10 protein-coding genes and 3 pseudogenes are annotated in these 13,839 nt (G+C 67.6%); 8 read left to right on the top strand and 5 right to left on the bottom strand.

Features of this window, described 5'->3' with window-relative positions:
• Window positions 1-128 precede the first annotated feature (128 nt).
• Together ACIBCU_RS29180 and ACIBCU_RS29175 are read left to right on the top strand one after the other, a co-directional pair.
• Window positions 129-1,133 carry an ArsR family transcriptional regulator gene (locus tag ACIBCU_RS29180; protein WP_399235088.1) on the top strand — a complete coding sequence of 335 codons (1,005 nt, stop codon included), beginning with the start codon at window positions 129-131 and terminating at the stop codon, window positions 1,131-1,133.
• Window positions 1,134-1,179: 46 nt separating this feature from the next.
• Window positions 1,180-1,305 (top strand): annotated as a pseudogene (locus tag ACIBCU_RS29175) (IS5/IS1182 family transposase); the annotation flags it as partial.
• A gap of 760 nt (window positions 1,306-2,065) precedes the next feature.
• On the opposite strand, the gene ACIBCU_RS29170 reads toward ACIBCU_RS29175, so the two are convergent.
• A complete protein-coding gene (locus ACIBCU_RS29170) occupies window positions 2,066-2,464 on the bottom strand; it encodes a hypothetical protein (protein WP_399235086.1) in 399 nt (132 codons plus the stop codon).
• Window positions 2,465-3,244: 780 nt separating this feature from the next.
• On the opposite strand from ACIBCU_RS29170, the gene ACIBCU_RS29165 reads away from it, so the two are divergent.
• Both ACIBCU_RS29165 and ACIBCU_RS29160 read left to right on the top strand, forming a co-directional pair.
• Entirely contained in the window at window positions 3,245-4,591 is a 1,347-nt protein-coding gene (locus ACIBCU_RS29165) for an ISL3 family transposase (RefSeq protein ID WP_362930825.1), read from the top strand.
• Window positions 4,482-4,787, top strand: coding sequence for a transposase (locus tag ACIBCU_RS29160; RefSeq protein ID WP_362930823.1), 306 nt, complete (start codon window positions 4,482-4,484; stop codon window positions 4,785-4,787). The genes ACIBCU_RS29165 and ACIBCU_RS29160 overlap by 110 nt, the downstream gene beginning before the upstream one ends.
• A gap of 20 nt (window positions 4,788-4,807) precedes the next feature.
• Here ACIBCU_RS29160 and ACIBCU_RS29155 read toward each other — a convergent pair whose 3' ends face one another.
• A complete protein-coding gene (locus ACIBCU_RS29155) occupies window positions 4,808-5,338 on the bottom strand; it encodes a DUF6368 family protein (protein ID WP_399235083.1) in 531 nt (176 codons plus the stop codon).
• Window positions 5,339-5,921: 583 nt separating this feature from the next.
• Between ACIBCU_RS29155 and ACIBCU_RS29150 the strand changes: the two genes are divergently transcribed.
• The 3 genes from ACIBCU_RS29150 (at window position 5,922) to ACIBCU_RS29140 (ending at window position 10,478) form a co-directional block, all read left to right on the top strand.
• Window positions 5,922-7,844, top strand: coding sequence for a hypothetical protein (locus tag ACIBCU_RS29150; RefSeq protein ID WP_399235081.1), 1,923 nt, complete (start codon window positions 5,922-5,924; stop codon window positions 7,842-7,844).
• A 1,511-nt stretch (window positions 7,845-9,355) separates the two neighbouring features.
• Window positions 9,356-9,877, top strand: coding sequence for a hypothetical protein (locus ACIBCU_RS29145; protein ID WP_399235079.1), 522 nt, complete (start codon window positions 9,356-9,358; stop codon window positions 9,875-9,877).
• Between the two features lie 394 nt (window positions 9,878-10,271).
• Window positions 10,272-10,478, top strand: a complete 207-nt coding sequence (locus tag ACIBCU_RS29140) for an Imm21 family immunity protein (RefSeq protein ID WP_399235077.1) — start codon at window positions 10,272-10,274, stop codon at window positions 10,476-10,478.
• Between the two features lie 315 nt (window positions 10,479-10,793).
• Here ACIBCU_RS29140 and ACIBCU_RS29135 read toward each other — a convergent pair whose 3' ends face one another.
• The 3 genes and pseudogenes from ACIBCU_RS29135 to ACIBCU_RS29125 form a co-directional block, all read right to left on the bottom strand.
• On the bottom strand, window positions 10,794-11,228 hold the full coding sequence (locus ACIBCU_RS29135) for a hypothetical protein (RefSeq protein WP_399235075.1): 435 nt from the start codon (window positions 11,226-11,228) through the stop codon (window positions 10,794-10,796).
• 75 nt (window positions 11,229-11,303) lie between these two features.
• Window positions 11,304-12,149, bottom strand: a pseudogene (locus tag ACIBCU_RS29130) (IS5 family transposase).
• Between the two features lie 282 nt (window positions 12,150-12,431).
• Window positions 12,432-13,178, bottom strand: coding sequence for a phosphotransferase family protein (locus tag ACIBCU_RS29125; RefSeq protein WP_399235073.1), 747 nt, complete (start codon window positions 13,176-13,178; stop codon window positions 12,432-12,434).
• A 269-nt stretch (window positions 13,179-13,447) separates the two neighbouring features.
• Between ACIBCU_RS29125 and ACIBCU_RS29120 the strand changes: the two are divergent.
• Window positions 13,448-13,827: pseudogene (locus tag ACIBCU_RS29120) on the top strand (transposase); the annotation flags it as partial.
• Window positions 13,828-13,839: the final 12 nt, after the last annotated feature.

The following is a 13,839-nucleotide window of genomic DNA, read 5'->3' as shown; positions in this document are numbered from 1 at the left end:
GGTGGCACGATCCATTGCAGCCCAGGCAGAACTAAACAGGCGACTCGTGGCCGTTGACCCCCCGTTTATCGCGTATTGATCTCCGCGACCTACGATCTCCCTCCCGACCATACCGAACGGGGTATGACATGCTCCGCATTCATTTCAGCGATGCAGATCTGGCGAGAACCAGGATTGCCGCCGCGCCTGATCCTCTCTGGGAAGTCGCCTCGAGTATGCACCGATTACAGTCCCGCAGAGGGCGGTGGGCCTACGCCGGGTGGTACCGCATGGCAAGGCAGCAGACGCGGGAGAGGGGGCTGGGGCGAGTCCTGCGGAGCGTCTTCCTGCCGTTGTATCCAAGGGCTGCTTACTTTCCGGACTTTCTGACGCCCGCTGACGCAGTAGGTGATTTGGACGCCGCACTGGAATCAATTCTGGCCACGCCTGCGCGACGAGTCCTGAAGGAAGTGACCATCCTCGACCGGACCGTCGGTGCTCCCTCGTGGGCCGGGCAGCTGGCCCAGCTGGAGGCGCGCAAGGAGTTCGTGGGGATGCTGCGGGCGTACCACGACGCGGTGATCGCCCCGTACGAGGATCAGGCGCACGCCCGGATCGAGGCGGAGCGAGCGGCGCGTGCCCGTGGGGTTCTGGACGGCGGAGTCGAGGGCATGCTCTCGGGACTCGGACCGATGCTGCGCTGGCGCCCTCCGGTCCTGGAGGTCGTCTATCCCAGGCAGGTCGAGGACCGGGACCTGTATCTGAACGGACGTGGGCTCACCCTCGTCCCTTCGTACTTCAACTGGGGTGAGCCGGTCGCCTTCGCCGACCCGGAAATGCCGCCCGTGCTCTGGTACTCGCTCCTCCATGAATCGAGCCCCCCGGGTGCCCCGCGTGGCGTCGATGCCCCCGAGAAGCCCTTGATCACCCTGCTCGGGCGCGCTCGAGCGGTCGCCTTGCGCGCCGCGTCCACCGGTGCCACGACCGGCGAGATCGCCCGTGCCGCCGGAGTCTCGGCATCCTCAGCCAGCAGACACGCCACCGTGCTGCGCGACGCAGGCCTCATCACCACCATCCGGAATGGCCAGACCGTGCTGCACACCCTCACCCCGGCGGGGGCGTCCTTGCTGCGCGCCGTGAGCCCGAAGGAGTGACCAGCACCAAGGACGTGTCTCTCTGATGAGCAGGCCGCTGATCGCTGTGTCTGTTCGATTAATGATCACTGATGTGATGAAGGACCGGAGCAAGCCGCTCATGCCGGCTGGTCCGGTCCGAGGAGCGCGGTGGGCAGACCACCGCCGCACTCTGGAGGCCATCGTGTGGAAACTGTGTCGGATGCCCCGGCCTTCGAGGCCGTGATGGCAAGCGTTCGTGTTCCTCGAAACGGCCTCGGAAGACCGAGTATGCCATCGCCTACCAGGCCGCACTCCAGCCGCACTCCACCTGGCTGCCGTCCTTATCCGGGCGCGCCAGTGACATGACAGCGGAAGCTACAGGCCCAAGCTCGAGACGAAGCCCGAGAAGGTAGGTGCTACGACCCGCCACTGGCACAGAAGGGGGTCCGTCCAGAATTCACTGCCGACGATGCGGGGGTCTGAGGGGTCAGTCCGGTAGTCGAGAGCCAAGGCGCCGTCATCGCCGGGTTGCGGGTGGTGGCGATCAGCACTGCCTGTTCAACGTCAAGCCAAGGCAGTTCGAGCGGGGCGGCGCCCCTGCTTCCGGGTGCCTGGCGAAAGAAGGCGGAGTGCGGATCATCGGCGAACATGTCTATTGATTGGGACGCGTACGCCATCTGCTCGGGCTCGACACGAAGGCAAGTGGGTCCTTGAACCACGGGATGACCTTCGCCAGCACCGCATCGCCCGGGTGACGCCAGAGGCCGCGATCGATGAGGGACGTCAGCGGGGCCGGCAGGGCAAGTCCACGGACTATCGAAGGTGCCATGGCGAACAGCTTCGCACGGCGGACAACACCAGGGAGACACGCTGTAGTCCGTCGCCTTCGGCACGAGCGTGAAGCGGGCCCGCCGGCTGTTCACCGGCGGGCCCGCCCCTTACGTTCTGATAAGTCAGTGCGGTTGTTGCGGTCAGGCGGCGTATGAGCCCGACGCGGAGCTGGTGGTCTCGAAGAAGAACACGAACTCCTGCGAGTCGCGGACGTCGGTGGCGATCACCTTCCAGGAGCCCGAAGGAGCCCACTCGTAGTCGCTCTGGCAGTCGAAGGAGCCGCTGCTGAGCTTGAAGCACACCTTCACGTAGCGGCCGCTGGAGCCCATCTTGAGGTTGATGTCGTTGCACCTGGTCGACGTCTTGAAGACGCTCGTCGTGTACCGGCCGGATGCCTTCGAGAAGGACGAGGCCCCGTCGTAGCAGCTGACCTGGGCGCTCACGTCGCCCTGCGGAGCGGCGACAGCCGCTGTCGATCCGCCGAGCGCCAGAGCAAGACCGCTGGCGGCCACGGCGAGCGTCTTGAGGTTCTTCTGCACGTTTTCCCCCTAGGACTGTTGTGCACGGTGAGAGCCACTCTGCTGAGTGGCACCGCATCCGGCCACGCTGTTGCGGCGGGCCGCAAAAGCCGAGCTCATCGGGGGAGAAAGGAATGCTGGGCGTCCAACGGACGTTGTCGGCCGCGGCAGGGGCGAACACGTCCCTCCAGTGTCCGCAGCCGAAGCCGGGCTGGTCCGGCACCGCGAATCCACGCGCGGCCGCCAACGGACGACGGATCTCGCTGATCGCCCGCCCGATGGTGGAAGAACCCACCTCGTAGATCACCCCGAGTGCCTTGTGGGACAGTCCCGTACACAGGTGGACGACGAGCGTCACCAGGACCCGGTCGGTGAAGACCAGCGTGTACTTCGGACCGGCGCCGGCATTCCGCTTCCGAGCTCCGTGCCGTCGCTCGTGTCGGGTGCTTCGACCTGCGTCCCAGCGTGTCGCCAGCTCCGCGATCAACTCCGGGTGGCATGGGAGCAGCGGGACGCCGAGTACGGGGCGTTCCAGGAGCGCGAGACGTTCGGCTGTATCCATCCAGGACCGGTCACTCAGCGCGGCTGCACCATAGAAGTTGAGCCAGAACCCGAAAAAATGGGCTCTGGCTCAGGTTTTGTGGTTCTTGCACGCTGAGTAACAGCTGAGGTCGTATGGGCGGCTCGAAAAGTTGCCTGAAAACGAGCGGTGGCCTGTGCGGTGTGGCTGACAGTTCGAGGCCGTGGATGAACTCGTGCTCCAGGTGAAGGAGCTGTTTACTGCCGTCCGTCGGCGACGTCGTGGTGTTGTCGGTGGACGTGAACATCGGGATAGTGCACGTTGACGTGTGCTGCACTGCGGCAGGTGCCGTGTGCCCGGGGTGCGGGACGTGGTCGAGCCGTGTTCACGGCTCCTACCTGCGGTTTCCTGCTGATGTACCCAGCGCCGGGCGGAGTGTTCTACTGCGGTTAAGAGTCCGCCGGTTCAACTGCCAGGATGCCGCGTGCAAGCGGCGGACCTTCGTGGAGCAGGTTCCCGGGCTGACGCGTCGGCACGGTCAGCGGACCGAGCGGCTGCGGTCCGTGCTGGCCGCGGTCGGTCTCGCGCTCGCGGGCCGGGCCGGTGCTCGCCTGACCGGTGTCCTCGGGATGCCGGTCAGCCGCAGCACGGTGTTGCGGTTGGTCGACGCGCTGCCCGAGCCGGAAGTCCCGGCGCCGCGGGTGGTCGGCGTCGATGAGTACGCCACCCGCAAGGGCCGCCACTACGGGACCGTCCTCGTGGACGTCGAAACCCGTCGCCCGGTCGATCTGCTGCCTGACCGGGAGGCGTCGAGCCTGGCCGCGTGGCTGGCCCAGCGGACCGGAATTGAGGTCGTCTGCCGGGACCGGGCCCCGTTCTTCGCCGAGGGCGCCACCGCCGGGGCACCCCAGGCCGTCCAAGTCGCCGACCGCTGGCACTTGTGGCACAACCTCAGCGAAGCCGCGGAGCGAAGCGTCGCCCAGCATCGACACTGCCTGCGGGTTCTCGTCCCAGAAGCGCCCGAGGACGAGGCCGAACCCAGTCCGGAGGTGGAGTCGGCAGACTCGCCCTGGCCGACCGGCCACCGGTTCGCCGACCGAACGCGGGCCCGGCACGCCGCCATCCATGCCCTGCTGGAAGCCGGCCATAGCCGCCGTTCGATCCAGCGTCAGCTCGGCATGACCTGGCGAACCGTCCAACGCTTCGCTGACGCTGCGGTGCCGGAGGAGCTGTTCACCGGCCAGTGGCAGAACCGGAAATCAGTCCTCGACGAGTACAAGCCCTACCTCGACGAGCGCTGGAACGAGGGATGCAGCAACGCCTGGAAGCTCTGGGAGGAGATCGTCCCGCTCGGCTACAAAGGCAGCTACCAGCGCGTTCGCGCCTACATACGTATGAAGCGCACCTCGCCACGATCCGTGACCGCGCGCCCGCCCTCGCCCCGGACCGTCGCCGGATGGATCCTGCGACGCCCGGAATCCCTCACCGAAAGCGAACAGCTCCAACTCAAGAACGTCCATGCCAACTGCCCCGAACTCGACGCCCTCACTCGGCACGTCCGGTCCTTCGCGACCATGCTCACCGAACGCCAGGGCCAGCACCTGCCGGACTGGCCTCGACGCGGTTAGGCAGGACGACCTTCCAAGCCTCCACACCCTCGCCAAGGGAATCGACCGCGACCGCGACGCCGTCATCGCCGGCCTCACACTGCCCTGGAGCTCAGGCGTCGTAGAAGGCCATGTCAACCGGATCAAAATGCTCAAGCGCCAGATGTTCGGCCGAGCCGGCTTCAGGCTGTTGCGCAAGCGGGTACTACTCGCCTGACCCGAGGGAATAGATTCCGGCTAATTCAGGAGCCGGAAGCCGGGTTGTTGGACCCAAGCTCTGAGAAATTCCGCCGAGCCGTACGCGGCAGGCCACGGATCGGTCATCGTTGCGACGATGCCCGGGAGGCCGGCGACGATCGGCACTTGGTCTTCCAGTAGTTCGGCGTTGACGACTCCGCCGATCACGTCCATGACGGCGGCTGTCAGCAGGACTGTGACGATGTGGTCCACTGGACGGTTGCAGAACGCGATGACATCGACAGCGTAGGTCGGGGTGAAGCCGATGAGGGGCTCCTGGTCAACTTCGTCAGCGTGTTCGGCCTCGAAGATGGCCTCGTCGCCGATACCGGGCCCCATGAGAGAGACCAGCACGGGCCGACGCCCGTCGACACCCCCGGTGTCCTTGATGCCGAGGCTCTCCGCGTGGATGTTCAGGTCGTACTCGCCGAGCCGCTTCTCCTCAAAACGGGCCGAGGAACGAACCAGAAACTCGTGCAGTCGCTGAATTGCGGCACGCGGGACCTCCTCCGCCAACTCAATCACCAACACCGGTCCCCCATGCCTCGGAGCCTAGACAGCCAGGACGACCATCCCAAACCGATTACTCAGCGTGGTCGGTCCACAGAAGTTGTGCCAGAGCCAACGAGGGTTCTGGCTCAACTTCCGTGAAGAGCTGAGTGACTGTGATGTCAGCGGTGCGTGGTGTGATGACCGGACTCTGTCGTTGCCCTGCTGAGAGACCATGCTCGTGGGTACCGTCGGTGGCCGGGGTGCACATGATGGGCGACGCTTCTTCGGTTCACGGTCTGATCCAGAGACGGGTGGCGGCCACAGTAACTGTGCCGTGGAAGACGAAGGTTCCTTCGTCGTTACGGGTCCCGACCTCCTGACAGCGGCAGGTATGGCTCCAGAAGCGGCCACTCGATTCGTCGGTTCCCCCGGGCCCAGGCCTCAGACACCGACAGTCAGTCGAAAAGTCACATGATCCGCCGGGCAGACCCTGGTGGGGCCAAATCGAGCCGCTCGGGCGGGACCGAACGAATCGCGGCCAATGACGTGTACGCGGGTGGGGGCTGGTGGCGGCTGGGCCGCGGGCCTTGTCCCACCGCGAGTCGGCGGGGATCATGACCGCGTGCAATGCCGAGAGGAACTCCACGAACTGCTCCGACACGCCGGACTCACGGTCGTCGAGGACGTGCGCCCGGGCAGCCTCTTCCCGCCGGAGGCCGGCTGGCGGATCGCGCGGGGGATCGCGGCGCCGGATGGCGCGGTCCGGGAAGCGGTCGACGCCGTGTGGTGGCGCCGCCTTGCAGATGCTACCGACGAGTTTTTGGTGGCCGTCCTCGGACATCGGATCGGCGGCAACGACGCCTGGTGGACCCGGGTCCGCTACGCCGGCGACAGTGTGCCGGGGTTGACCGGCGGCCCCGGGTTCGTGGCGCTCTCCCTCGGCGGACAGGTGCTGCTGGCGGAGGTGCCCGGCGCGGACGGGCCTCGGGTGACAGCCCTCGACCGACTGCCGGAGCGGCTTGAGGAGGCCGCCGCGGAGGCCGGGCGCGAGACGGAGGCCGAGCGCGCCGAGGTGTGGGCAGCGGTGCCCGGCCGGCCGGCATGGCCTTTGCACTGGGCGGAGGGGATCGGGTTCAATCCGGCCGCGCCGGACGAGCTGCTGATCCGGCTGCTGGATGTGGAGGTGGGCTTCCTGCACGGCTGCGACCGGCCCGCCGTACTCGACGCCGCCGTGGCGCATCCCGATCCGCAGGTGCGCTCGAGGCCCGCGGACACCTTCCGGCCCAAGCTCACGGCCGATCAGTGGATACGCCTGATCCGCGCCGAACCGCTGCCGAGTCGGCGCGTTCTCTGGGCCGAGCGTGCCTGCGCCTGGGGCTTCGAACTTCCCGGGGACTTGTACGACGACCTCCTGTCCGGCCCTTCCCGCGCTCAGGCCGCCGAACTCCCGGGGCTCCCCGCACACCACCTCCCCAACCTAGCGGCCGACGCCGATGCCCGGGTGCGGGAGACTGCCTGCGCCCGGTGGGAAGACCTCGCAGCGCCGCTGCGGGCGCGACTGCTGGCCGACACCGACGACGCAGTCCGAACGGCGGCGCTGCTCGCCCACCACACCACGGTCCCCATGCCCCGTGAGGTCTTTGCCGTGCTGCCCCAGCCCCGGCGCGCGCTCGAACAGTGCCGTCTCTCGCCCGAGTTGGAGGCGGAGCTGGCCCGGGGCGGGGACGCGGAGGTACGTCGAGCGCTGGCCGCCAACGCGCGGCTCAGTGCACACAGCGTCGCCGTTCTGGCGGAGGACCGGTACGACGACATCCGCTCGGCGGTGGCACTGCGGTCCGACCTCAACGAGGAACAGCGTGCCGCGGTGCGCTACGACTTCGACCCGACGTCGATGTCGCGCACTCTGCCCTGGGTCGAGGGCCTGCACGATGACGCCGACGCGATGCGCCGCCTAGCCGTATCGCCCCATCCACTCATCCGCCGAAGTGTGGCCCGTGCCAGGCATCTTCCACCGGAGGTCGTGGAGCGTCTGGCGCGGGACGAGGACCGGACGGTCCGCCTGTTTCTCGCCGAATCGTGCGATGACGCGCCGGCCGAGATGCTGCTCGAGGTCTGGCGATGGTGGGACGGCAGCTTCACCCACCCCGACCGCCCCCGCAGCCACCCAAACTTCCCCCGTGCGGGACTGTTGCGCTATGCCGGCGACCCGGGTGGGAGGATGCGCCGCCTGGCCCTGGACGATCCGCTGTCCACGCCTGCCGACGTTGCACGTCTCGCCCGCGACCCGGAAGCCGAGGTGCGCCGCCGCGCGGCCGAGGACACCCGGCTGTCACCGGCCGACGCGGTGCGGCTGCTGAACGACCCAGCCGCCCACGTCCGTGAGACCGCGATGCGCCATCTCCGGCTGCCGGCCCGCGTTCTTGCCGGGCTGCTGCACGACCGCGACACGGCATGCGCGGCGGTCACCAATCCGGCGATCCCGGTCCCCGTCCTGCACCGCATCATGGCTGCGGCTGCGGCTGCGGCTGCGGCAGCCCAGCGCTGAACACCGCCACCCCACAGGGCAGCCGTGACGGTGCACCCTGAACTCCGGCACACCCGTTCCCGGTGCTGCTTGTGACAGGCGCCGTGGTGCTGTGCTGTGGCTTCCGGTTTGCGTAGGGGGTGTGGCCCATGGGCCCGGAAGCCACAGCGTGTTGCCGCTGGCTGAAGCTGGGAAGCGGCAGTTGGTGCCGCGACGGCCGGGAGCTCGATGGGGTGCCCTCCGGAAGCCGCAGCGGGTCGGCGCTCGACTGGCCGGCAAGCTGAGCGCGTATCCGCTGTCACTCTGTCGCCTTGGCGGGGCCGCTCAGTGCGGCGACACGAAGGCGGTAGGCGTAGGACGCCCCTGTCGCGTTCAGGTGGCGAGAGTGGGGCCGGAAGAGGCCTGGAACCTCAGTGACCACGGTTCGGCGCTGACCAGGCCTACGTGAGGTGAACTCTGCGGTTCGCATGGCATGTATTCCATGCGCGTCGGACCCGGGAAGCCCGCCTCGCACGCGCGCGAACGTCTGGACGGGCCCTGGACGGCGCTACCCCACGCTCGGCTTGTCGCTGTGCAAGGCGGATAAGGTCGTGATCAAGTCGTCACGAGGCCAGTTGACACCTTGGGGGTACAAGGCATGCCTACGCCTGAGCAGATCTGGACGGACGCCGATCTCCCCACCCGTCGGCTCGCCGGACTGGCTCTCAACCCGTCCGTATCGGAGAGCGTCCTCCTGCGGCTGCTCTCCGACACCCCGCTGGCCGTACGCATGGTGCTGTGCCGGGACCGGACCCTGCCCGACGCCGTCGTCGACGCGGTGATCGAGCACCCCGACACCTACACCCGCAGCTTCTTCGCCCGTAACCCCCATGTCGATCCGGCCCAGCGAGTTCGACTGCTGGATGATCCCGAGTGGTTTGTCCGCGCCCACCTGGCCGAGGGACCGCGGGTGGCCGCCCCCGCCCGGCCCAGGCCCCTGCCCGACGAGGCCGTCGTCCACATGATCAGCACGTATGACGACGAACTCCTGGGCGGCCCCTTCTACCAGCAGATCTCCACCAGGCTGCGCGAATCCATGCCCACACATCCGATCGCGAAGGTCCGCTGTTGGGGGGTCGGTGGGTGGGCGTCACTATCCGCAGGCATGCGGGCCGCACTGCTCGCAGACCCCGACGACGGGGTCCGGGAGACGGCGCAGCGGCATGCGCGCCTGCAGGATCCGGCGTGGGTGGAGAGCGCGCTCCCTGACCGACCGTGCCACGCCCGTACTGACATGCTGCTCCACCGCGCCCTCAGCAGAGCTGTAGTGGACGGCGTCCTGGCCAGGCCTGTCGGCAAGGAGGACAAGGCGATGATCGCCGTCAACCCCACCCTCCCTCCCGACGCAGTGGTCCTCCTGGCCGCCGATCCGGTTCCGCAGATACGGGGCCTGATCGCGCACCGCGCAGACCTCGGACCCGACGAGCGCCGCGCACTCGTCGCCGGACCATCCCTCCGTTTTCCGCCCTGCGCCCGAGGTTCCCCGGGATCCCGTGACCGCCCGCCGAAACGCGCTCTCCAGCCACCCACTGCTGCGCCGACAGGCAGCCAGGGACCACCTGCTGCCACCGGACCTCGTCGCACGGCTGGCCGCCGACGACGACCTCGGCGTACGCGTCCTGCTGGCCCAGAACCATCCAGACGCCCCCGCGGCACTTCTGTTGCGCAGCTTCCTCGAGTACACCGGCCCCGAGCGCAGCCACCTCACCACCCGGCCGAACTTCCCGACCGACGGACTGGCCGCCTTCGCCGACCACGAGGACCCTGAGGTCCGGGCCTTGGCCGCACGCGACCCCGAAACTCAGCCGTCAGCCGTGGCGCGGCTCACCCAGGACCCGGAATATGCCGTGAGGGCTGCGGCGACGCGCCACCCGAATCTTCCACAGACCCGGCTGGCAGTACTCCTCGACGACGAGGAGTTGGCCCACGATGCGGCTGCGAACGCGGCGCTGGACTCGGACACGATCGGCCGACTGCTGAGGACGGACGGCCTACGGGTAAGGCCGCCGGCGTAGAGGAAGCTCCTGGTTGACTCCTGCATTCTGCGAAGCACGGTTGTGAACACCGACGGAACGAGACTTCGGGGCTTTCCTGTGCGTGGGCACCGCCCGCCGGCCGGGCCACCCCCTGTGCGGTCTGCTGCAGGTGCTCAAGGGCTCACGCGGTCGGTGACGGACGTCGCCGAGGCACCGCTCTGTCCGCGACCTCTGCCCGAACGCGTGATCCGCGAGAATTGTGGGCAGCCGAGAGCACTGCCCACACCACGGCACCTGTCTCCAGCCCGCGACTTGGCTCGTCATGGGGGCCTCCCACAGCCGAAGCGGTGAGAGCACGCACCCTTGATGGAGCCATACGCTGACACGAAAAACGGCTGAACTGCCCCGAGGACGAAAATGACTCTGGACTGGCATGGAGACGAACGGTGGCCCGTTTGCCGCCGTTCCATCGACCGCACTGCCGCAGGGGACCGGCACCGAGGGCGAGGACTACGACCGGGCCTGCGACGTCGTCGACGGGGTCGCCGTCTTGATGCTGGTGGGCGTCGACCAAGCCCTCGTATTCGGAGACGAACCGATGTCCACGACTGTCCTGCCCGAGCACGCAGTCATCACATGATGGTGCTACGCGGTAACCGAGGAGGGGGTCGCCGACTTGATCACCGACTCGCCGGCCGCAACGGAGTGGATCGACGGGCCGGAGATGAGGACCACCGGACCTGTCGTCATCTTGACTCCGCCTACCTGGGCACCGAGGTGGGCACCCTCATGGAGGGCATCACGCACGATCTTGATGCGGGTCGCTACAGAGTTGAGTCCACCGTCATCGAACCGCACAGCAAGACCCGGTTCCTCCTCAACCGTTTCGTCCCACTCGCCTAAGAGGTCCTAACAAAGGCTCTGCATGGATCGAGAGCTGATCAATTTGGCGGCTTCAGTGGCCGATGTCGCATGCTTCGTAGCTCTTCAGCCCGATCATGAGCAAGGGCGGCACGAGTGTGTGCATGTACCAGCTCAGGTCGGTGAAGTCGACTGAGCCAGGTAGACGCCGCCGGTTGATGGTCGGAATGAAGCTGCAGGTCATGCGGCCGGGAAAGAACAGGAGCTGACCGCCTGTATTCGCCGCTCCGTGGTAGATGCAGACTGCGACGTGGTGGTTCACATGCTCTGGTGCGTCAAGGTCGGCCAAGACCTCCTGCGTGTGGTCGCGGGTCGTAGACCGCCAGTCGTACAGGTCGTCGTCGTCGTTCACCATGTACGAGAGCGGCTCCTCCAGCACCCAACCTGCGGCGGCCAGGGCCCCGATGGTGGCGCGGACCGTGAGCTCGCGGGCGAAGGTGAAGTCGATGTCTGCGGTCCTGGATGACACGGATGGCTCCTGGTGAAGGTTCGACGGCACCGAATCGTTGCTGAGGACGTGCCGAGCTGTCGACCGAATTGAGGATCAAAAATCCTGGCAGAGGCGTTGGACGTGTCGGTGGGTGATGAGACAGGTGGCGAGGCCGAGGAAGGCTTCGTGGATGTCGTCGCGTCTTTCCCAGCGGACACGGAGGCGTCGGAAGCCGTGGAACCAGGCGATGGTGCGCTCGACGACCCAGCGGTGAACACCAAGGCCGGAGCCGTGCGGTACTCCGCGGCGGGCGATGACCGGTTTGATGCCCTGCGCCCAGACCAGACGGCGGTACTTGTCGTGGTCGTAGCCGCGGTCGCCGAGGAGGATGTCAGGCCGTCGGCGTGGTCGTCCGACGAGTCCGGGGACGGAGGGAATCTTTGCCAGGAGGGGCATCAGCTGGGTGACGTCGTTGCGATTTTCCGCCGGTCAGAGACACTGCCAGTGGGATGCCCTGCCCGTCGACGAGGATGTGGTGCTTGCTGCCCGGCCGTGCGCGGTCGACCGGGCTGGGCCCGCTTTTGGGCCTCGCCGAGCGGCCCGCACGTGGGAGGAGTCGATCACCGCCCGCGACCAGTCCAGCTGTTTCGCCGCTCGCAGCTTTGCCAGCAGCACGAGGTGGAGCCGATCCCAGACGCCGGCCTCGTTCCAAGCCGCAAGTCGACGCCAGCACGTCATGCCCGAACCGAAGCCCAGCTCCTGCGGCAGATACTCCCACTGGATCCCGGTATGCAGCACAAACAGGATCCCGCACAGCGCCTGGCGATCCGGAACTCTCGGCCGACCGGCCACCAGTTTCGGCCCCGGCTCAGGTAACAACGGCTCGATCAGCGACCACAGTTCATCCGAGACGACCCACGGACGCGACTCTCTCTTCCCCACGAACAACCCAACGAGCATCCAAGCCGACAGTCACATCATCCGTGACTTCTGTTAGGACCTCTAACAGCCACTCAACCCTGCCTGCCTGAGCGTCAGGCGGGACCGGACCTCGAGCAGCCACGGGTGTGAGGGCACACGCTGTGCTGAAATCGCCCGCCTGCGTCACCTTCGGCTGCGCCGTCATCTGCTGGCGACGACTGCGCACCGCCCTCTGTCGAGCATAAGGGGGCAGGCGATGCGCCCCAGGGGGCGGCGTGCTCGATGCGTCAGCACGCATTCGTGGCACTCGGGCCCCCAACCTCACATCCGGGATCTCAGCACGTCGACCTCACAGCCCGGCGCGGACGGGTCGAAGCCGTGCTCGATCAGCCAGCGAACTGCCAGCAGGCTTCGCAACGACCACCACGCGTGGATCACCTCGAGGTCGACGTCGGTGCCGTAGCCGGCGATGACCTCGTCGAGGTGCTCCTCGTGTCCGAGTGCGAAGGTGGCGAGGTCGTACAGGGCATCCCCCTGGCCCGCTTCGGACCAGTCGATGATGCCCGTGACCTCGTCGCCGTCGACGAAGACGTGCGCGATCTGCAGGTCGCCGTGCGTGAACGCCGGAGTCCACGGCCGGAGCGCGGCCTCGGCGACCTGGCGGTTGCGGGTGACCAGGTCGGCGGGCAGGACGCCGTTCGCCACGAGCAACTCGCACTCGTCATCGAGTTCCGCCGCCAGCGCGCCGCTGCTCCGGCCCGCCCGGCCGTGCCGGGGCGGCAGCGGCGCGTCGTGCAGCTTCCGGATGGCCGCGCCCGCCGCGGCCCACGCCGCCGGCGACCCGGTCGACGGCCCGCCGAGGCGCCCAAGCGCCGTCCCTGGGAGTGCGGCGATCGCGAGCACGGGCGGCCTGCGCCACAGGACCTTCGGGGTCGGGACCGGCGCGAGGGACATCGCCTCGACCTCGACGTCGATGCGCGCCTGATCGGCGTCCACCTTCAGGAACACGTCGCCGACGCGCAGAGTCGCGCGCTCGGAATGGGCGACAACGACTTTGACCTCATCCATGGGCGACAAGTATCGCGGAGAGGTTTGCCGACGTCGCCGGGTTTATCGTGTGCGATTACGCGGCTGACTGCGTCCCGACACCCGGCGGCCTCGTGCGCGACACCGGCCTCTGACCAGGTCACGTCCACCACTCGTCAGGAGTCCTTAGTACTCCAGTTGCAGTTCTCCATACGCGCTGGTCAAGGGCCCTTTCGGAGTCTAGTTGGCTGACGACCCGTCAGGGTGGCGGTGGTTCGTTACTCACCCGATCGGGGTGCGTTGAACCGGTTATGGAAACGGAGAGCGATCTTGAAGTAGGTCTGTGGGACGGCGAGTTGGAGTCGTTGCTGCTGCGGGTGGGCGAGCGGTTCGGCCGCGTCGAGCCGCGGCGGCGGAGGCGGGACTACGTGCGCGGCCTGTTGGGGCCGGTGGGCCGGAAGAACAGCTGGCAGCTGGCCGAGCACGCGGGCCATGACACCCCATACCCGGGCTGCAGCGGCTGCTGTCGTGGTGCCAGTGGGATCTGGATGAGATCCGCGACGACCTGCAGGATTACGTAGCCGAGCGGCTCGGTCAGCCGGACGGTGTGCTGATCGTGGACGACACCGGCTTCATCAAAAAGGGCACCGTCTCCGCCGGGGTGCAACGGCAATATTCCGGTACCGCCGGGGCCTGTATTTCA

The sequence above is a fragment of the Streptomyces sp. NPDC051064 genome, assembly GCF_044455985.1.
Classification (GTDB): Bacteria; Actinomycetota; Actinomycetes; order Streptomycetales; family Streptomycetaceae; genus Streptomyces.
The sequence above is the reverse complement of the archived record's forward strand: the minus strand, read 5'-3'. Positions and strand labels throughout refer to the sequence as shown.

Coding starts and splice junctions, on each gene's coding strand:
- ACIBCU_RS29125 (WP_399235073.1), bottom strand. CDS start 13,178: ATGGATGAGGTCAAAGTCGTTGTCGCCCATTCCGAGCGCGCGACTCTG.
- ACIBCU_RS29140 (WP_399235077.1), top strand. CDS start 10,272: ATGGAGACGAACGGTGGCCCGTTTGCCGCCGTTCCATCGACCGCACTG.
- ACIBCU_RS29180 (WP_399235088.1), top strand. CDS start 129: ATGCTCCGCATTCATTTCAGCGATGCAGATCTGGCGAGAACCAGGATT.
- ACIBCU_RS29160 (WP_362930823.1), top strand. CDS start 4,482: ATGCCAACTGCCCCGAACTCGACGCCCTCACTCGGCACGTCCGGTCCT.